The organism is Pseudomonas sp. LBUM1646, from assembly GCF_059716165.1.
Genome location: NZ_CP166810.1, coordinates 1,166,461 through 1,186,977, shown reverse-complemented (window position 1 = coordinate 1,186,977; position 20,517 = coordinate 1,166,461). Strand labels below are relative to the sequence as shown.

The window sequence follows — 20,517 nt, the reverse complement described above, 5'->3', positions numbered from 1 at the left end:
CTTGCCCGCGATGCAGACGCCACGGTCTGTCTGATAAACCGCAGTGATGCCATCGCGGGCAAGCCTTGCTCCTACACGGGATTATTATTTACGCCTTTTCAGGAGACGTTCATGAGCCAGGCAGACTTCATCATCATCGGCGGCGGGATTGCCGGCGCTTCCACCGGTTACTGGCTGTCGCAGCACGCACGCGTCATCGTGCTGGAGCGCGAAACCCATCCGGCCTATCACTCCACCGGACGTTCGGCGGCGCTGTACACCGCCGCTTACGGCACACCGCAGGTACGGGCGTTGACCCAGGCCAGCCGTGACTTCTTCGACGCCCCGCCCAGCGGCTTCTGCGATCACCCGCTGCTGACCCCGCGCGGCGAGATGACCGTGGATTTCACTGGCGACCCGGCCGAGCTGAACAATCAATACCTGAGCGCCAAAGCCACCGTGCCGGAGATGCAACTGCTCAGCGCCGAAGAAGCCTGCGCGCGCCTGCCGATCCTGCGTCGGGAAAAAGTCCACGGTGCGATCTACGATCCAACCGCCAGCGACATCGATACCGATGCCTTGCACCAGGGTTATCTGCGGGGTATCAAGCGTAATAAAGGTGAAGTCCATACCGACAGCGAAGTGCTGGGCCTGGCCCGTGATGCCGACGGCCAGTGGCATGTGCAAACCCGCGCACAGACCTTCACTGCGCCGGTCATCATCAACGCCGCTGGCGCCTGGGCCGACAAGGTCGGTGAGCTGGCCGGCGCCGCGTCAGTAGGCCTGCAGCCGAAGCGCCGTGCGGCGTTTATCTTCGCCGGACCCGAGGGCGTGGACATCCACCATTGGCCAATGCTGGTGGCGCTCGATGAATCCTTCTATATGAAGCCCGACGCCGGCATGTTCCTCGGTTCGCCCGCCAACGCCGACCCGGTAGAACCGCACGACGTACAGCCCGAAGAACTGGACATCGCCATGGGCATCTACCAGATAGAAGAAGCCACCACCCTGTCCATCCGCCGCCCGACCCGCACGTGGGCCGGCCTGCGCAGTTTCGTAGGCGACGGTGATTTGCTGTCCGGCTTCGATACCCGGGTACCCGGACTGTTCTGGGTCGCGGCGCAAGGCGGTTACGGCATCCAGACCTCACCGGCCATGGGCCAGGCCAGCGCGGCGCTGGTACGCGGCGAAGCGTTGCCCGAACAGCTGCGCCGATTCGGCCTGGACGCCGCGATGCTCTCCCCGGCACGCCTGGGCTGAGCCACAGACTTGAGTGACGTGCCGACCCGATTGCGGCAAACTTCCAGCGCCCTGCTTGATGGGGCGCTGACGTTGCCTGGAGCTCCCTGTATGAATGCACCTGAACAAGACCTGGCCCTGGACAACTTCCGGGCGATCGCCGATGCCATCGCCACGCTGTTCTTTCCTCACGCCGAGGTGGTGCTGCACGATCTGCGTACGCAAAAAGTCGATTACATCGCCAACAACCTGTCGAAACGGGAAATCGGCGATGACTCGGCGCTGGAGGACATGCTCAGTGAGGATGTCAGCGAACGAAACATCGGGCCGTACGAAAAGCTCAATTGGGACGGCCAGAAGATTCGCAGCCTCAGCAGCGTGCTGCGCGACAGCGACGGCCATCCACTGGCGGTGCTGTGCATCAACCTGAATATTTCGCTGTTCGAAAATGCCAAGGCTGCGCTGGATCTGTTCCTGTCGCCGACCAAGTTGATCCCGCAACCGGATTCACTGTTTCGCGATGACTGGCAGGAGCGGATCAACACCTTCCTGCATGCGTGGCTGCGGGAACGTCAGTTGAGCCTGAATGTGCTGACCCGTGACCACAAGCGCGAGTTGGTGCTGGCGCTGCACGCCGAAGGCGCATTCAAGGGCAAAAGCGCTTCGAACTATGTGGCCAATGTACTGAACATGGGGCGGGCGACGGTGTACAAGCATTTGAAGGAATTGAAGGGCTAAGATCAAAAGATCACAGCCTTCGGCAGCTCCTACAGGGGAATGCATTCCAAAGTAGGAGCCTGCGATCTTTTTCGATCAGTCGCCGTAGATGTCGGACTTGAAGTACTTGTCGGAAATCTTCTGATATTCGCCATTCGCGCGAATGCCATCGATGGCCGTGTTCAGCTCACTGACCAACTCGGCATTACCTTTGCGCACAGCAATCCCGGCGCCCTCGCCCACGTATTTCGGGTCCTTGAGCTCCGGCCCGACAAACGCGTAGCCTTTGCCGCGCGGCATCGACAGGAAGTCATTGAGCGGGATGGTGTCAGCAAAAATCGCATCGAGACGGCCAGCGGCCAGGTCCATGTAGATCTCTTCGTTGTTGCTGTAACGCTTGACGTTGATGCCCTTGGGTTCGAAAACCTCGGTGGCGAAACGGTCGGTGGTGGTCGCCCGTTGCACACCGACGTTCTTGCCCTTGAGGCTGGCGTACTGGTCATCCACCACCGCGCCATCCTTCATCACCAGACGCGATGAAGTGAAGTAGTACTTGTGGGTGAAATCCACCGACTTCTTGCGGTCTTCATTGATGGTCATGGACGACAGCGCCATGTCGATTTTCTTCACTTTCAGGGAAGGAATCAGACCGTCGAATTCACCTTCGACCCAAGTGCACTTGACCTTCATCTGCGCGCACAGGGCATTGCCGATGTCGTAGTCGAAACCGACGATCTCACCTTTATCGGTTTTGGACGCGAACGGCGGATACGCCGCTTCAATGCCAATGCGCAGGGTTTTTTCGGCGGCAAACAGTGTGCTGCACGCCAACAGGCTCAGGGCCAGACCGGTGATGAGGGGGAATTTCTTCATGTTCGTTTTCTCGCGGTTGTTGTTGGTTTGGCAAGACAGAAGAAAGAGCAGAAACGGGCGAAGACCTTTTTTGTACTTATAATTCCATACTGGACTTTTATGTATAAATCGTCAATCGGGCGCGCAAGGATCTGCCATGCCTCTGGTCAGGAGGAGAATCAGGGGGATTTGAGGTGTTGATCATTCCCACGCTCTGCGTGGGAATGCATCTCGTGACGCTCTGCGTCACATCAGAAGCAGGGACGCAGAGCGTCCCGGGCAGCATTCCCACGCAGAGCGAGGGAACGATCAGGCTGGCGAATTATTTCTTCCAGCGATCCGCCGCCGCATGATCACTGTCCCGCCCTTCCACCCAACGCGGTCCATCACTGGTGTTTTCTTTCTTCCAGAACGGCGCGCGGGTTTTCAGATAGTCCATGACAAAGGCGCAGGCATCGAACGCGGCCTGGCGGTGGGCGCTGGCCGCGCCGACGAAGACGATCGGCTCGCCCGGCTCCAGGGCGCCGATGCGGTGCAACACTTCCAGCTTGAGCAGCGGCCAGCGCTGTTCGGCCTCCGTGGCAATCTTGCCCAGGGCTTTTTCGGTCATGCCCGGATAATGCTCGAGAAACATCCCCGCGACATCGAGCCCGTCATTGAAGTCGCGCACATAGCCGACAAAACTCACCACCGCGCCGACGCCGACATTGGCAGCGTGCATGGCGTTGACTTCAGCGCCCGGATCGAACGCCGTGGACTGCACCCGAATCGCCATGATCAGCCCCCGGTCACGGTCGGAAAAAACGCCACTTCATCGCCATCGACCACCGGCTCGTCGAGTTGGCAAAGGTCTTCATTGCGGGCGCACATCAGATTCTGCTCGCTCAACACCTCAGCACCGTCGCGCAAGGCCAGCAACGCCCGCACGTCATCTACCGTGGCGAAATCGCCTTCAATCTTGACCGAGTCCACGCCCAGCGCTTCACGGTAACGGGCGAAAAACTTCACCGTAACGTTCATGACGGGTCTGCCTGGAAATGACCGCTCTTGCCACCGACTTTCTCCAGTAGCCGCACGTTTTCGATGGTCATGCCACGGTCCACGGCCTTGCACATGTCGTAGATGGTCAGCGCAGCGACGCTGGCGGCGGTCAGGGCTTCCATCTCGACGCCGGTCTGCCCGGACAACTTGCAGCGCGCGACAATGCGCACGGTGTCGTCGCCTTCGGCACTGAGTTCGACCTTGACGCCGGTGAGCATCAGCGGATGGCACAGGGGAATCAGATCGCTGGTTTTCTTCGCCGCCTGGATGCCGGCAATGCGCGCCACGGCGAACACATCACCCTTCGGGTGACCGCCGCTGACGATCATTTGCAGGGTTTCGGGCTGCATGCGCACCAGCGCTTGGGCGGTCGCTTCACGGAACGTCACGGCTTTTTCGGTGACGTCGACCATGTTGGCGCGACCTTGGGAATCGAGATGAGTCAGCACAGGGTTACTCCTGATCAGGAGCGTCGATTGTAAACCTGCGGGTCAATTTTCCGCACGTTTGATTATCGTATCGACACGCCCACGGGAGATTTTGCCAGGCATAAAAAACCGGGCGGCTGTTGGGCCGCCCGGTTCGGGTCAAGCGGTTACAGATGCGATTCGGCGTATTCGGCCAGGATCGAACGTGGCACCCCTTGCAGGGTGATGTGTACACCGTTCGGGAAATCCTTGAAGCGTTCGGTCAGGTAGGTCAGCCCGGAACTGGTTGCGGACAGGTAAGGGGTGTCGATCTGCGCCAGGTTGCCCAGGCACACCACTTTGGAACCGGCGCCGGCACGGGTGATGATGGTTTTCATCTGGTGCGGCGTGAGGTTCTGGCATTCATCGATCAAAATCAGACTCTGCTGGAAGCTTCGGCCTCGAATGTAGTTGAGGGATTTGAACTGCAACGGCACTTTGCTGAGGATGTAGTCGACGCTGCCATGGGTGTTTTCGTCATCCATGTGCAAGGCTTCGAGGTTATCGGTGATGGCGCCCAGCCAAGGCTCCATTTTTTCCGCTTCAGTGCCGGGCAGGAAACCGATTTCCTGGTCCAGGCCCTGCACGCTACGAGTCGCAATAATGCGGCGATAGCGTTTGCTGACCATGGTCTGCTCAATCGCTGCGGCCAAGGCCAGGATGGTTTTACCGGAACCGGCAGCACCGGTCAGGTTGACCAGGTGGATGTCCGGATCAAGCAAGGCATACAGCGCCAGGCTTTGATAGATGTCACGCGGTTTCAGACCCCAGGCTTCCTGGTGCAACAGGGGCTCCTGATGCAGGTCGAGAATCAGCAGACGGTCTTCCTCGATCTCCTTGATCCAGCCGACAAACCCTTGTTCGTCGATGATGAATTCATTGATGTGCACCGCCGGCAAGTTGTCGATCAACTTCACCTGGTGCCAGGTCCGGCCATGATCCTGACGGGTTTCGACCTTGCTCACGAGGTCCCAAAAGGAGCCGGTCATGTTGTGATAGCCGTTAGGCAGCAGCGATACGTCGTCGACCAGTTGGTCGGTGCTGTAGTCCTCGGCCGCGATCCCGCACGCCCGGGCCTTGAGGCGCATGTTGATGTCTTTGGTGACCAGCACCACAGGCAGCTTTGGTTCGCGCGCGTGCAGGTCGATCAACTGGTTGATGATGATGTTGTCGTTCAGGTGCTCGGGCAGAATGATGTTCGGCTCGGCGCGCTTGCTCATCAGAATTGACAGCAAACCCTTGGGCCCACTCTTGCCGCGCTGGATCGGCACACCGAGTTCGACGTCTTCGGGGCTGGCATCGCCCAGGGTCTTGTCGATCAGGCGGATCGCCTGACGGCATTCGGCCGCAACGCTGTGATGCCCGCTCTTGAGCTTATCCAGCTCCTCAAGCACGGTCATCGGGATCGCAACGTGGTGTTCTTCGAAGTTAAGCAGGGCGTTTGGATCGTGAATCAATACGTTGGTATCGAGTACATAAAGGATTGGCTGGTTGGAAGAAGAACTACGTCCGTGATCATCCATACTCGGTCACCTTTGTGGGAGCCATTCGACGCAATACCGTGACAGTGCTGCGCCTCGAAGTGGCCACCGAACTCACCTGTTGGGACTCAAGTGAACTGCGAACAAGTAGGGTCTTGGAAGACGCCACCTGTGTTGCAGGTTTCGGCGGTCTGTCTTCGTAATACTCCAAAACCCATGACAGAAAAAAGCACTTTGACGTTTTTTTGAAGTTTATTTTTCAGAGTGACGAATAGCCCTTGGCGTGCAGGCATTGTGCCGTTAAAGTCGGAAGTCCGCCTGCATCGAAATCCCTCTCAAAATCACCCCGCCCAGCCCTCTGCCCCAATGATTGCGGGCTTTTCACGATTTCAGCGAAACGCCTCCTGACAGTCTTCCCAACCGATCCCGCTTTGCGCCGTTTGCGCGATCAGCCAGGGCATCGACGTTTTCACCGCATCCTGCTTCACATTGAAATTGATCACACCGTGGCGCCATAAAAGCATCAGGGTCAGCACTCGTTGCGCGCTTTGTGGGCCCTTGAGCTTGCCGGCGCCGTCCTGGGGATCGATGTCCCACAAGGCCACCTGCAAACCCTGGGACTCAAAGAAGCCCTGCGCATCGGAACGACGCTGACCATCGGGCGGGCGAAACAGCGGCACGTAGTTCTCCGGCAATTTGGTTTTGACCAGATCGGCGCTACGCCGCACCGAGTCCTGCCAGTCTTGCCAATGGCTGTGGGAGCGGAACTCCCAGCCCTGCACGCCAATGCACTGCTGTGAATACATCGTTTGCAGCCCGGCCACCGAACGTTCGGCCAGACGCGCCTGGATGTCCTTGCCGAGCACGAAGAACGTGCCGTTCATGTTCGACTTGCGCAGGTACTCGGTCACCCATGCGGTGTTGTCTGGCACGGCATTGGCGGCGCTGTCGAACGTCAGCAAAAACAACCGGTCATGCATCTCGTCGCCATTGCGCTCGTAGTCGCCAAAACGATCGACTTCACTGCTGGTTTGCGGAAACAGAGCGGCCTTGCGCAATTGCTCGTCCAGGTACTGGGCGTGAAACAAACGGCTCGGCTCGGACCACTTGGTATAGAAGCTGTCGTCACTGACCTGGAACTTGGCCGCTTGCTCGCGCAGGGTCGGGAGGTCTTCGACCAGGAAACAGAACGACGCATCCTGATCGCAGCTCTGCTGGGCGAAATTGTAGTTGGTCAGCAAGCGCTGCCACAGGCGCCCGCGCAGGGCGTTGACCGACTCAAGATTGATGGTGCGCAGGCCCAGGCGTTGGGCCAGGCCCACTTCATTCAGGGATTCGCTGGCCAGCAGCACCCGGGCAAACATGAGGATTTCGGCGCGTGATGCGACGTCGAACAGGGTTGGGCTGGTGAGTTGTTCCGGCCAAGTGCTGCGATCCAGCGTCGCCACATCACCGGGTGCCGCCAGGGCACCGAAGCTCAAGAGCCAGGCCGAGAATAAAAAAACGATACGCAAAGGGATGTCTCCATAACAAAACCCGCGCGGCACTATAGCTGATCCCGCCGACATGATCGTTCCCACGCTCTGCGTGGTAACGCCTCCCCGAACGCTCCGCGTCCGCTTTGGCGGTGACGCGGGGCGTCACTGGCCGCATTCCCACGCAGAGCGTGAGAACGATCATCTGCGCAAACCACCGATCACCTATGGACGTGATAGCTGGAGTCAACACGGACAACCCCCTAGAATCGCCCCCACGATTAAAGGAGACGACTTCATGCTGATGGTGATTTCCCCCGCCAAGACCCTCGATTACGAAACACCGCCGGCGACCCAACGCTTTACCCAGCCGCAATACCTGGACCATTCCCAGGAGCTGATCATGCAGTTGCGCGACCTTACGCCGGCACAGATCAGCGAGTTAATGCACGTCTCCGACAAGATCGGCGGGCTCAACGCCGCGCGTTTCGGCAGCTGGACGCCCGCCTTCACCCCGGAAAACGCCAAGCAGGCGCTGCTGGCTTTCAAGGGCGACGTGTATACCGGCTTGAACGCGCAAACCTTCAGCGAAGCCGACTTCGATTACGCCCAGCAGCATTTGCGCATGCTGTCCGGCCTCTATGGACTGCTGCGCCCATTGGACCTGATGCAGCCCTATCGACTAGAGATGGGCACCAAACTGGCCAATGGCCGTGGCAAAGACCTGTACGCCTTCTGGGGCACGCGGATCAGCGAATGGCTGAACGAAGCGCTGGCCGATCAAGGCGACGACGTACTGCTGAACCTGGCTTCCAACGAGTACTTCTCGGCGGTCAAACGCAACGCCTTGAACGCGCGCATCATTAATACCGACTTCAAGGATCTGAAGAACGGCCAGTACAAGATCATCAGCTTCTACGCGAAAAAAGCCCGCGGGATGATGAGCCGTTTCGTCATCGAAGAGCGCATCAACGACCCGGCAGCCCTCAAGCAGTTCGACATCCAGGGTTATCGCTACAGCGCCGAACAGTCCAAACCGGACAATCTGGTTTTCCTGCGCGATCACGCTCCCGAGTAACGCACTCATTCGGCGCACGACCGTTGGTCGTGCGCACTGCTTAATCGTCTAACAATCCCCGCCCATTTCGCCATTTAGCCGGCGCCAAAAATACATCACTCCAATTTCTAACTTTAGTTTCACTCGACAATCGTCATTTTTTTCAGTAGTGGCACCGAAAATTTTTATCGGTAGTGGCACATACACATCCAATTAGATTATTACCCTATATATAAAGGGCCAAACCGTAAGTGCTATCAATTTGAAAGCAGTGCCATCTTATTCAATATTTCAAGAAATTTCAGGATTCGCGATGGGCGGACAGGAACTATGTCCAAATGCGTCGCTCATACCACCGGTAACGATTCTCCTTGAGCGTGTAGGAGATAACTTACGCAGAGACGAGATTCATGTAGCCAAGTTGTCACACTAACTTCCGCTTAATGGCCTCTTATTTGAGCAACACATATAGGACAGGAGATACGCACCATTATTATCCCCTACACGGCCAAGGCAGCGCCCCTATAAACGTGCTCACCTGAGCACCCAACCGCTTGATTTACGGGCTTTCGACCTGGCATTGAGCGCGCAAGACTTTTGCACGAACATCCTCTGAACAGGGGATTGGATGCATAACAGGGCACATCACAATAATAAGGCCTAGTTGCGCACATCTTGAGTGCACTTATTTAGTCACTCGGAACTTAGTATGCCTGCACGCTGCATTGTGGCGCCTGTAAGGCTGCACTTGCGAGTGCACTACGACCGCTGAACACCATTAACTCCGGCCATCTAATGGCTTGATAATTACAGAGGTAAATGCGATGCGCATCAGCATATTTGGTTTGGGTTACGTCGGTGCAGTATGTGCCGGTTGCCTGTCTGCACGTGGCCATGACGTCATTGGCGTCGATGTTGCCAAAGACAAGATCGATATGATCAACGCCGGCAAATCGCCGATCGTTGAACCGGGTCTGGGCGAGCTTCTGCAGAAGGGTATCGAGACGGGCAAACTGCGCGGCACGACCAACTTCGCCGAGGCGATTCGCGACACCGACCTGTCGATGATCTGCGTCGGTACGCCGAGCAAGAAGAACGGCGACCTGGAACTGAACTACATCGAAGCTGTGTGCCGCGAGATCGGTTTTGTCCTGCGTGACAAGACCACCCGCCACACCATCGTGGTTCGCAGCACCGTATTGCCGGGCACGGTCGCAAACGTTGTCATCCCGATTCTCGAAGACTGCTCCGGCAAGAAAGCCGGCGTCGACTTCGGCGTTGCGGTCAACCCTGAGTTCCTGCGTGAAAGCACTGCGATCGCCGACTACGACCTGCCACCGATGACCGTCATCGGCGAATTCGACAAGGCCAGCGGCGACGTGCTGCAAGCCCTGTACGAAGAACTCGACGCACCGATCATCCGCAAGGACATCGCTGTCGCCGAGATGATCAAGTACACCTGCAACGTGTGGCACGCCACCAAGGTGACCTTCGCCAACGAGATCGGCAACATCGCCAAGGCTGTCGGCGTCGACGGTCGCGAAGTGATGGAAGTGGTCTGCCAGGACAAAACCCTGAACCTGTCGCAGTACTACATGCGTCCAGGCTTCGCGTTCGGCGGCTCCTGCCTGCCGAAAGATGTCCGCGCCCTGACCTTCCGTGCCGGTTCCCTGGACGTCGATGCGCCGCTGCTCAACTCGCTGATGCGCAGCAACGTGTCGCAAGTGCAGAACGCTTTCGACATCGTCTCCAGCCACGACAAACGCAAAGTCGCCCTGCTGGGCCTGAGCTTCAAGGCCGGCACCGATGACCTGCGCGAAAGTCCGTTGGTGGATCTGGCGGAAATGCTGATCGGCAAGGGTTACGACCTGAGCATCTACGACAGCAACGTCGAGTACGCCCGTGTCCACGGTGCGAACAAGGATTACATCGAGTCGAAGATCCCGCACGTTTCGTCCCTGCTCAACTCCGACTTCGACGAAGTGATCAACAACTCCGACGTGATCATCCTCGGCAACCGTGACGAGAAATTCCGCGCCCTGGCGGAACAGGCTCCACACGGCAAGCAAGTGGTTGACCTGGTCGGCTTCATGTCCAAAGCCACCAGCGTAAGCGGCCGCACAGAAGGCATCTGCTGGTAAGTCAATTTTCCGGCCGGGGGATTTGAACCTCCGGCCGGACTTTCGCCTGCCTTAACCCCATCGGGCCACCCAACAGGCTCGCCCGAGATAGAGACGGATGCAGATTATGCACAGGCTAAAGCACGGCCTACTACAGGCCGCCGGTTGGCTGTTTTACCTAAGTTTATTGATGGGCATCGCCATGGCGTTGCCTTCGTCCACGTTCGACTCCGACTCGAAGGATTTTATTTTCCTGATCGGTTTCATCGGGATCTGGCGTTATTCGATGGGTGCCACGCACTTTCTGCGCGGCATGCTGTTCCTGTACGTGGTCTACCCGCACCTGCGGCGCAAAGTGCGCAAGCTGGGTAAAGCGGCAGACCCGTCCCATGTGTACCTGATGGTCACCAGTTTTCGCATCGACGCCCTGACCACCGCCCAGGTCTACGCCTCGGTGATTCGCGAAGCGATCGACTGCGGCCTGCCGACCACCATGGTCTGCTCCATCGTGGAAATGTCCGATGAGAAGCTGGTCAAGAGCCTCTGGTCCCGGATGAACCCGCCGGATCGAGTCAAGCTCGACTTCGTGCGTATTCCCGGCACCGGCAAGCGCGATGGCCTGGCCTACGGTTTCCGCGCCATCTCCCGCCACTTGCCGGACGACCGCGCCGTGGTTGCAGTGATCGATGGCGACACCGTGCTCGCCCCGGGCGTCGTGCTCAAGACCGTGCCGTGGTTCCAGCTGTTCGGCAATGTCGGCGGCCTGACCACCAACGAGTTCTGCGAAGTGCGCGGCGGCTACGTCATGGCCGAATGGCACAAACTGCGCTTCGCCCAACGCCACATCAACATGTGCTCGATGGCCTTGTCCAAGCGCGTACTGACCATGACCGGTCGGATGTCGGTGTTCCGCGCCACGGTCGTGACCGACCCGGACTTCATCGCCGACGTGGAAAGCGACTCGCTGCAACACTGGCGCCTGGGCCGCTTCAAGTTCCTGACCGGTGACGACAAGTCGAGCTGGTTCAGCCTGATGCGCCTGGGCTACGACACCTTCTACGTTCCGGACGCGGCGATCCACACCGTGGAACACCCGCCGGAAAAAAGCTTCATCAAAGCCAGCCGCAAACTGATGTTCCGCTGGTACGGCAACAACCTGCGCCAGAACTCCCGCGCCCTGGGCCTGGGGATGAAACGCCTTGGCCTGTTCACCTCGGTGGTGCTGTTCGACCAGCGTGTGTCGATGTGGACCTCCCTGCTCGGCCTGACGGTGGCGATCATCGCCAGCTTCAAGTACGGCGCTGCGTTCATCCTCGCGTACCTGCTGTGGATCGGCATCACCCGCCTGATCCTGACCTTGCTGCTGTCGTGCTCCGGTCACCGGATCGGCCCGGCCTACCCGATGATTCTCTATTACAACCAGATCGTCGGCGCGCTGGTGAAGATCTACGTGTTCTTCCGCCTCGACCAACAATCCTGGACTCGCCAGGACACCAAATTGACCCGTGATCTCGCCAGCTTTCAACGTTGGTTCAACACCTGGTCGTCTCGGACCATGACCTTCTCCGCCGGCAGCGTTTTCGTCGCCGTGCTGCTGATGATGGTCTGACCGCCCCCTTATTGAATTAACCAGGACATTGCCCCTATGAATACCGCCGTCAACGCCAACGTAGTGCACGAATCCGAAGCCCAGCGCCAACATGCCCGAGTGAAAATCCCGGCCAAGCTGCGGTTCTTCGGCCCCGACCGGACTCCGGTAGACGCCCGGGTCATCGACCTGTCCGCTGGCGGTCTGGCGTTCAACGCCGGTCAGCTGCCGCTGAAAGTCGGCGAGGTGTACAAGGCTCGCCTGCAATTCGTCATCGATAACCTCGGCCTGGCCATGGACGTGGAGTTGCAGATCCGCTCCTTCGATCGCCAGACCGGGCGCGTCGGCTGCCAGTTCCAGAACCTGGAATCGCAAGACATCTCGACCCTGCGTCACTTGATCACCTCTCACCTGGCCGGCGACATCGTCAGCATGGGTGAAGTGCTGGCGACCCTGCAGCGCGACAACTTCACCAAGGCGCGCAAGGTCAAGGATGGCGGCCACGGCATGACCCCGTTCGGACGTCTGCGTGCAGTGACCTTCAGCTTCGCGATTTTCCTGGTTGGCCTCGCCGCCTTCGGTTTCATCTTCAAGTCGGTGTACGGCATGTACTTCGTCAGCCACGCCCAGGCCGGCATCGTCAGCGTACCGGGCATGAACATCACCATGCCCCGCGACGGCACCGTGCAGAGCCTGATCAAAAGCGACGGCGTTGCCGCCAAAGGCGCGCCGTTGGCGACCTTCAGCACCAGCATGCTCGATGTCCTCAAGGGCCATCTGGACGAAGACCAGCTGCAACCGGCCAAGGTTGAAGAACTGTTCGGCAAGCAAATGACTGGCACCCTGACCTCGCCGTGCGATTGCACCGTGGCCCAGCAACTGGTTGCCAACGGTCAGTACGCCAGCAAAGGCGATGTGATCTTCAATCTGGTGCCGCGTAACAGCGAAGCCAACATCGACGCGCGCTTCACCTATCGCCAGTTCGCCGACGTACGTCCAGGCGCGCCAGTGACTTTCGAAATCGCCGGCGAAGACAAGACCCGCACCGGCAAGATCGTCAGCAGCACCAGCCTGAAAAGTGCCGACCTGTCTTCCGACATCCGCGTACAGATCAAGCCTGACGAGCCGCTGGACACCACCTTCGCCGGTCGCCCGGTGGAAGTGAACAGCAATCGTGGCCCGAACCTGAACTGGCTGATCGACAAAGCCATGGCCGCCGGTATTTAAGCAGAGGACATGCCTGTGACGAGCCCACTCAGAATCCTGCCGGTCCCGCTGACTCTGGCCATGGCAATTGCCCTGGCCGGTTGCGCCGGCCTGCCCGACCAACGCCTGGCGAACGAAGCGCTCAAGCGCGGCGACACCGCGCTGGCTCAGCAGAACTACCAGCAACTGGCAGACCTGGGCTACAGCGAAGCACAGGTTGGCCTCGCCGATATCCAGGTCGACAGCCGTGACCCGGCGCAGATGAAACAGGCCGAGGCGACTTACCGCGCCGCGGTCGACGTCTCGCCGCGGGCTCAGGCTCGCCTGGGTCGCCTGCTGGTGGCCAAGCCCGGTTCCACCGAAGCCGAACAGCACGAAGCCGAAGGCCTGTTGAAAAAAGCCGGGGCCAATGGCGAAGGCAACACCCTGATCCCGCTGGCGATGCTGTACCTGCAATACCCGCACAGTTTCCCGAACGTCAACGCCCAGCAGCAGATCAGCCAATGGCGCGCCGAAGGCAAACCGGAAGCAGGCCTGGCCCAAGTGCTGCTGTATCGCACCCAAGGCACTTACGACCAGCACCTGGACGAAGTGGAAACCATCTGCAAAGCCGCGTTGAACACCACCGACATCTGCTACGTCGAACTGGCCACGGTCTATCAGAAACAAGCCAAGCCAGAACAAACCGCCGAGCTGATCAAGCAGATGCAAGCCGCTCACGCTCGCGGCACCGTTTCCGCTCAACGCGTCGACAGTGTGGCTCGTGTGCTGGGCGATGCGACCCTGGGCAAGACCGACGAGAAAACCGCGCAGTCGCTGCTCGAAGGCATCGCCCCTGGCTACCCCGCTTCCTGGGTCAGCCTGGCGCAATTGCTCTACGACTTCCCGGAACTGGGCGACGTCGACACGATGATGAAGTACCTGGACAACGGTCGCGCCGCGGATCAACCCCGCGCTGAACTGTTGCTGGGCAAGCTCTACTACGAAGGCAAATGGGTGCCGGCCGACGCCAAGGTCGCCGAAGAACACTTCCAGAAAGCCGTTGGCCGTGAAGTGGCCGCCGATTACTACCTCGGCCAGATTTACCGTCGTGGTTACCTGGGCAAGGTCTATTCGCAGAAAGCCCTGGATCACCTGCTGACCGCTGCGCGCAACGGCCAGAACAGCGCCGACTTCGCCATCGCCCAGCTGTTTTCCCAAGGCAAGGGCACCAAGCCCAACCCGCTCAACGCTTACGTCTTCAGCCAGTTGGCCAAGGCTCAGGACACCCCGCAAGCCAATGAGCTTGCGACAACACTCGAAGCCCAACTGCCGCCTGCCCAGCTCGCCGAGGCCCAACGCCTGTTGAAACAAGAACAGGCCGTTCGTGGTTCCTCGAGCCAGAACAAGCTGGATTTGCATGCCCTGCAAGAAGAAGACGGCGAGGAAACACTATGAAGCTCAATCCATTCGTTAAGGCCGGTATTGGCCTGACATTCGCGCTGCTGTGGTCGTGTCCGACCCTGGCTGCGATGACCGAAGCCAAGAACTACGGTCTTGAAGTGAAAGTCACCGGCCAGTCGGAAGACGACGCCGACCTCGGTACGGCCAAGGGCGGCGACGTCAATGGCCTGGGCCTCGACCTGCGTCCATGGGTCTACGGTGAAAGCGGCGCGTGGAGCGCCTACGCGATGGGTCAGGCGGTAACGTCCACCGACATCATCGAAACCGACACCTTGCAACAGGCCGATGACACCACCCAGGCCACCGACAACGGTGATCGCAAGTCGAAGAAAAACTACCTGGCCATGCGCGAGTTCTGGGTCGGCTACAGCGGCCTCACGCCTTACCCCGGCGAGATGCTCAAGCTCGGTCGCCAACGCCTGCGCAATGACGACGGGCAATGGCGCGACACCAACATCGAAGCCCTGAACTGGACCTTCGACACCACCCTGTTGCGCGCCAACGCCGGTGTTGCCGAACGCTTCAGCGAATACCGCACCGACTTGAAAGAGCTGGCGCCCAAAGACAAGGATCGCCTGCACGCTTACGCCGATGCGGCGTATCAGTGGACCCCGGGCAACTGGGTCGGCATTCGCGGTCATCACACCCACGATGACGGCAAGCTCGACTACCCGGAACCGGGCGTGGCCAGCGACTCGCTGGACAAGAAACAGAACGGCGACCTCACCTGGCTCGGCCTCACCGCCGACAGCGACGCCTACAACTGGCGCAACACCAACACCGTCAACTACTGGGGCAGCATCACCGGTATGAGCGGCGACACCGACACGGTCAACGCGCTGAATGCCGATGGCACCCGCCCGACCGAAGCCAAGACCGGTGAAGACCTCAACGGCTGGGCCACTGATGTCGGCGTGCGTCTGCGCCTCGATCCGCAATGGCAAGTCGGTGCAGCGTATGCCCGTGCCAGCGCCGATTACGAACAGAACGGCCTGGAAAGCAACCGCTCGAACTACACCGGTACTCGCTCGCGGGTTCACCGTTTCGGCGAGGCCTTCCGTGGCGAAATGAACAACATGCAAACCGCGACCCTGTTCGGTTCGTGGATGCTCAACGACGAATACGACGCCAGCCTGATCTACCACAAGTTCTGGCGCGTGGACGGCAACAAGCCCGTGGGCAGCAACGGCATCAACGCCGTCGAGAACAACACCGACGATGTGACCGGCGCGATCCTCTCCAGCACTTCCCTGCCACTGGAAGATGGCAACAAAGACCTCGGTCAGGAAATGGACCTGGTGGTCACCAAGTACTTCAAGCAAGGGCTGCTGCCTGCCGCTTTGAGCCAGTCGATCGATGAGCCTTCGGCCCTGGTGCGTTTCCGTGGCGGTGTGTTCAAGCCCGGCGATGCCTACGGCAAAGAAGTCGATTCGTACATGCACCGCGCGTTCATCGACGTGATCTGGCGCTTCTGATGCGAGCCGCGAAAGGAGTGCCCGACATGACCTATCCGAAGAGAGGTTCGATCTCTTTGCTGGCCGGCGCGATGCTGCTGGCCAGCTCGGTCGCCTTCGCCAGTGCGGAGCCGGTTGCGCCTGTGCAAAAAGGCCAACCGAGTACCCTGGCCAAGGGGCTGCAGCAAGCCAAGACCTACACCGTCAGCAGCGCACCGACCGCGCCGCTGGAACTGGCCAAGCCCAAGCTGCCGGACACTTCCGGCTACACCGCCGAAGCCATTGCGGCGAAAGTCGTGCGCACCAAACCGGGCAAGGTCAGCGTGCGCCGGATGATGCAGGAAGACGCCTTGAAGGACTTCATCGGCGGCGACAACAAGATGGCCGAATGGGTGGTGCGTCAGCACGGCATCCCGCAGGCGATCTTCGTCGACGACGGCTACATGAACCTCAAGGACCTGGCCAAGAAAGAACCGAAGTACATCAGCGAACCTTCGCCGGGTGTGTACCTGGCGAAGTTGCCGATCGTGGTCGGTCGCAAGGGCATCCTCGAAATCGACAAACAGACCCAGGAATTGCGCCTGTCCCAAGAGGCCGGTGCGTTCCTGGTCAACGACGGCCAGTTGTTTGTACGTGACACCAAAATCACTGGGTGGAGCGAGAAGAACAATGGCCCGGCGCTGTTCAAGACGCCGAAGGAATTCCGTCCGTTCCTGCTGTCCTGGGGCGGCACCGAGACCTACATCGCCAACAGCAAGATCGCCAGTTTCGGCTACGCCAACAGTAAGTCCTACGGCGTGAGTATTTCCCAATACACGCCGAACATGGCCAAGGTGCTCAAGCGCTCCGAACCGACCGGCTGGATCGTCGGTTCCGAGTTCTCGGACATGTGGTACGGCTTCTACTGCTACGAAACCCGCGACTTCGTGGTCAAGGGCAACACCTACAAAGACAACATCGTCTACGGCATTGACCCGCATGACCGTTCCCACGGTCTGATCATCGCGGACAACACCGTACACGGGACCAAGAAGAAGCACGGAATCATCATTTCCCGTGAGGTCAACGACAGCTTCATCTTCAACAACCGCAGCTACGACAACAAGTTGTCGGGCCTGGTGATCGACCGTAACAGCGTCAACAACCTGATCGCCTACAACGAGATCTACAAGAACCACACCGACGGCATCACCCTCTACGAGAGTGGCGACAACCTGCTGTGGGGCAACAAGGTGATGGGCAACAAACGCCACGGCATCCGGATTCGGAACAGCGTGAACATTCGCCTGTACGAAAACCTCGCCATGGCCAACGGCCTGACCGGTGTCTTCGGCCACATCAAGGACCTGAGCGACACCGACCGGGACATCAAGCTCGACCCGTTCGACGCCCAGGTGTCGCTGATCGTGGTCGGCGGCGAACTGGCCGGCAATGGCAGCGGACCGCTGGCCATCGACTCGCCGCTGAGCGTCGAGTTGTACCGCGTGTCCATGCTCGCGCCGACCAAATCCAGTGGCATCAGCTTCAACGGGATTCTTGGCGAGCGCCAGGATGAAATTCTCGACCTGCTGGTGCGCCAGCAGAAAGCCGTGCTGATCGACCCTGTCGAACGCCAGACCGAAATGCAGGACTGAGGATAATTTTATGCACCCACACTTGATCAAATTACTCAGCCTGTCGGCCCTGACCGCCGGGATTCTCGCGGCCAGCGCCGGGGCCCGTGCCGACGATGCCGATGCCGTCAAAGCACCGAGCTTCAGCGCCGACCCGTGCTGCAACCTGTGCCCGGAAGCTCACGACGCGAAGAATTACACCACCCGTTATCAGCAGAACTTCACCACGCTGGTACAGGCCCAGGGCGACTGGTTGTTCCGTACGCAAGAAGACTTGCGCACCGAGTTCGACACCTCCCCGGCCGGCTACAAACGCATGAAAGAACTGCACGATGCGTTCAAGAGCAAAGGCGTGGAACTGGTCGTCGTCTACCAGCCGACCCGTGGCCTGGTGAACCGCAACAAGCTCAACCCGGAAGACAAGGCCAAGTACGATTTCGACAAGGCCCTGCGCAACTACAAAACCATGCTCGGGCGTTTCGCCGCCATGGGCTACACCGTGCCGGACCTGTCGCCGCTGACCAACGAGTCGCTGCCCGATACCCTGCCGGCCCACGATTTCTACTTCCGCGGCGACCAACACTGGACGCCGTATGGCGCCCAGCGCACGGCGAAAATCGTCGGTGAGCAAATCAAGCAAATGCCGGCCTTCGCCGACGTGCCGAAACGCGAATTCGAGAGCCATAAGTCGGGCCGCATGGGCAAGACCGGAACATTACACAACATGGCCGGTCAACTCTGTGGCACGAGCTACGCGATCCAGTACATGGATCAGTTCACCACGGAGCCAAAAGGCGAAGCGGCCGATGGCGATCTGTTCAGTGATTCCGGCAATCCGGAGATCACCCTGGTCGGCACCAGCCACAGTGGCAAGAACTACAACTTCGCCGGTTTCCTCGAAGAGGCTATCGGCGCCGACATCCTCAACGTGGCATTCCCCGGCGGTGGTCTGGAAGGTTCGATGCTGCAGTACCTGGGCAGCGACGAGTTCCAGAAGAAGCCACCGAAAATCCTCATCTGGGAATTCTCGCCGCTCTATCGCCTCGACCAGGAAACCATCTACCGCCAGATGATGGCGCTGTTGGACAACGGTTGCGAAGGCAAGGAAACACAAATGACCGGTAGCGCCACATTGAAGCCGGGCAAAAACGAATTAATGGTCAACAGCAAGAACCTGAACCTGCAAAACAGCAGTCACCAGGTCGACATCCAGTTCGCCGATGCGTCGGTGAAAGTCCTGCAAGCCACCCTCTGGTACATGAACGGTCGCCACGAGGACATCAAGATCGAAAAACCGGAAACCTCCGACACCGACGGGCGTTTCGCCTTTGAGTTGCGCACGGACGAAGACTGGGCCTCGCAAAATCTGCTGGCCGTCGAAGTCCAGGGCCCTGAAGCAGGCGCCGCGCCACAAAAAGTCGAAGCGAAAATCTGCAAACGCAACGTGTTCCCTGGCAATGAGCAGCGCACCGCTCAAGCCGGACAATGAGGCCACCTCTTATGACATGCATGCAAACCCGAACTTTGAAGAATTTACTCGCTCCTTCCCTGCTGACGCTGGCGATGTTCGCCGGCGCCACCCAGGCCGCCGCGCCATTGCGTCCGCCCCAGGGCTACTTCGCGCCGATTGAAAAAGTCAAAACCGGCGACAAGAGCGAAGGCTGTGACGCGATGCCGACGCCCTACACCGGCGCCCTGCAATTTCGCAGCAAATACGAAGGTTCCGACAAGGCCCGTTCGACCCTGAACGTGCAGTCGGAAAAAGCCTTCCGCGACACCACCGCCGACATCACCAAACTGGAACGCGGCACCAGCAAGCGCGTGATGCAGTACATGCGTGACGGTCGCCCGGAACAACTCGAATGCACGCTCAACTGGCTGACCGCGTGGGCCAAGGCCGATGCGTTGATGTCCAAGGACTTCAACCACACCGGCAAGTCGATGCGCAAATGGGCATTGGGCAGCATGGCGTCGTCGTACATTCGCCTGAAGTTCTCCGACTCGCATCCGTTGGCCAACCACCAGCAAGAGTCGCAGTTGATCGAAGCCTGGTTCAGCAAAATGGCGGACCAGGTGGTCAGCGATTGGGACAACCTGCCGCTCGACAAAACCAACAACCACTCGTACTGGTCCGCCTGGTCGGTGATGGCAACGTCCATCGCCACCAACCGTCGCGACCTGTTCGACTGGTCGGTGAAGGAATACAAAGTCGGCGCCAATCAGATTGATGCCGAAGGCTTCCTGCCGAACGAACTGAAGCGCCAGCAACGCGCCCTCTCCTATCACAACTACGCCCTGCCGCCACTGTCGATGATCGCCAGTTTCGCATTGGTCAACGGTGTGGATTTGCGTCAGGAAAACAACGGCGCGCTGAAACGCCTGGGTGATCGAGTGCTTTCCGGGGTGAAAGATCCGGAAGAGTTCGAGAAAAAGAACGGCAAGGAACAGGACATGAAAGACCTCAAGGTCGATTCGAAATTCGCCTGGCTCGAACCGTTCTGCTCGCTCTACACCTGCACGCCGGATGTGCTTGAGAAAAAACACGAGATGCAGCCGTTCAAGACCTTCCGCCTCGGTGGTGACTTGACCAAGGTCTACGACCCGGCCAATGAAAAAGGCAACAAAGGCTCCTAGGTTTGATCGTTCCCACGCTCTGCGTGGGAATGCATCCCGTGACGCTCAGCGTCACATGCCGAAGCGGACGCAGAGCGTCCATTGAGGCATTCCCACGCTGAGCGTGGGAACGATCGTAGCTCTCCGGTTTTCGGTGGGGGGTTTGGGGGGG

At 59.2% G+C, this 20,517-nt stretch carries 17 protein-coding genes; 11 read left to right on the top strand and 6 right to left on the bottom strand.

All coding sequences use genetic code 11. The features are described from left to right. The first annotated feature begins 111 nt into the window (after nt 1–111). Together ACA071_RS05140 and ACA071_RS05135 are read left to right on the top strand one after the other, a co-directional pair. Nucleotides 112–1,239: an NAD(P)/FAD-dependent oxidoreductase gene (locus ACA071_RS05140; protein ID WP_497643413.1), complete on the top strand. Its 1,128-nt coding sequence runs from the start codon at nt 112–114 to the stop codon at nt 1,237–1,239. Nucleotides 1,240–1,329: 90 nt separating this feature from the next. Continuing rightward, nucleotides 1,330–1,956, top strand: a complete 627-nt coding sequence (locus tag ACA071_RS05135; protein WP_497643412.1) for a helix-turn-helix transcriptional regulator — start codon at nt 1,330–1,332, stop codon at nt 1,954–1,956. Nucleotides 1,957–2,031: 75 nt separating this feature from the next. Here the strand turns inward: ACA071_RS05135 and ACA071_RS05130 are convergent, their stop codons facing one another. From ACA071_RS05130 to ACA071_RS05105, 6 genes are all read right to left on the bottom strand, one after another. Continuing rightward, entirely contained in the window at nt 2,032–2,808 is a 777-nt protein-coding gene (locus ACA071_RS05130; protein ID WP_497643411.1) for an ABC transporter substrate-binding protein, read from the bottom strand. 301 nt (nt 2,809–3,109) lie between these two features. Continuing rightward, on the bottom strand, nt 3,110–3,562 hold the full coding sequence (gene moaE / locus ACA071_RS05125; RefSeq protein WP_169371503.1) for a molybdopterin synthase catalytic subunit MoaE: 453 nt from the start codon (nt 3,560–3,562) through the stop codon (nt 3,110–3,112). Between the two features lie 2 nt (nt 3,563–3,564). After that, nucleotides 3,565–3,807: a MoaD/ThiS family protein gene (locus tag ACA071_RS05120; RefSeq protein WP_497643410.1), complete on the bottom strand. Its 243-nt coding sequence runs from the start codon at nt 3,805–3,807 to the stop codon at nt 3,565–3,567. Then, entirely contained in the window at nt 3,804–4,277 is a 474-nt protein-coding gene (gene moaC, locus ACA071_RS05115) for a cyclic pyranopterin monophosphate synthase MoaC (RefSeq protein WP_497643409.1), read from the bottom strand. The genes ACA071_RS05120 and moaC overlap by 4 nt, the downstream gene beginning before the upstream one ends. A gap of 146 nt (nt 4,278–4,423) precedes the next feature. Further along, the gene (locus ACA071_RS05110) at nt 4,424–5,818 is read right to left on the bottom strand and encodes a PhoH family protein (RefSeq protein WP_497308206.1); all 1,395 of its coding nucleotides are present in this window, start codon (nt 5,816–5,818) and stop codon (nt 4,424–4,426) included. 347 nt (nt 5,819–6,165) lie between these two features. After that, entirely contained in the window at nt 6,166–7,290 is a 1,125-nt protein-coding gene (locus ACA071_RS05105) for a polysaccharide deacetylase family protein (RefSeq protein ID WP_497643408.1), read from the bottom strand. A 259-nt stretch (nt 7,291–7,549) separates the two neighbouring features. Here ACA071_RS05105 and yaaA point away from each other — a divergent pair, with 259 nt between their 5' ends. The 9 genes from yaaA to ACA071_RS05060 all read left to right on the top strand — a co-directional run bounded on the left by yaaA (nt 7,550) and on the right by ACA071_RS05060 (nt 20,366). Further along, entirely contained in the window at nt 7,550–8,329 is a 780-nt protein-coding gene (gene yaaA / locus ACA071_RS05100) for a peroxide stress protein YaaA (RefSeq protein ID WP_497643407.1), read from the top strand. Nucleotides 8,330–9,132: 803 nt separating this feature from the next. After that, on the top strand, nt 9,133–10,449 hold the full coding sequence (locus ACA071_RS05095; RefSeq protein WP_497643406.1) for a nucleotide sugar dehydrogenase: 1,317 nt from the start codon (nt 9,133–9,135) through the stop codon (nt 10,447–10,449). 106 nt (nt 10,450–10,555) lie between these two features. Then, entirely contained in the window at nt 10,556–12,037 is a 1,482-nt protein-coding gene (alg8, locus tag ACA071_RS05090; protein ID WP_497643405.1) for a mannuronan synthase, read from the top strand. A 36-nt stretch (nt 12,038–12,073) separates the two neighbouring features. Next, nucleotides 12,074–13,243: a PilZ domain-containing protein gene (locus tag ACA071_RS05085; RefSeq protein WP_497643404.1), complete on the top strand. Its 1,170-nt coding sequence runs from the start codon at nt 12,074–12,076 to the stop codon at nt 13,241–13,243. Nucleotides 13,244–13,252: 9 nt separating this feature from the next. Further along, complete coding sequence (algK, locus tag ACA071_RS05080; protein WP_497643403.1) at nt 13,253–14,659, top strand: alginate biosynthesis TPR repeat lipoprotein AlgK; 1,407 nt, start codon at nt 13,253–13,255, stop codon at nt 14,657–14,659. Continuing rightward, nucleotides 14,656–16,140, top strand: a complete 1,485-nt coding sequence (locus tag ACA071_RS05075) for an alginate export family protein (RefSeq protein ID WP_497643402.1) — start codon at nt 14,656–14,658, stop codon at nt 16,138–16,140. The genes algK and ACA071_RS05075 overlap by 4 nt, the downstream gene beginning before the upstream one ends. A 26-nt stretch (nt 16,141–16,166) precedes the next feature. Then, nucleotides 16,167–17,753, top strand: a complete 1,587-nt coding sequence (gene algG, locus ACA071_RS05070; protein WP_497643401.1) for a mannuronan 5-epimerase AlgG — start codon at nt 16,167–16,169, stop codon at nt 17,751–17,753. Between the two features lie 10 nt (nt 17,754–17,763). Continuing rightward, nucleotides 17,764–19,221, top strand: a complete 1,458-nt coding sequence (locus ACA071_RS05065; protein ID WP_497643400.1) for an alginate O-acetyltransferase — start codon at nt 17,764–17,766, stop codon at nt 19,219–19,221. 11 nt (nt 19,222–19,232) lie between these two features. After that, nucleotides 19,233–20,366 carry a mannuronate-specific alginate lyase gene (locus ACA071_RS05060; RefSeq protein ID WP_497643399.1) on the top strand — a complete coding sequence of 378 codons (1,134 nt, stop codon included), beginning with the start codon at nt 19,233–19,235 and terminating at the stop codon, nt 20,364–20,366. Nucleotides 20,367–20,517: the final 151 nt, after the last annotated feature.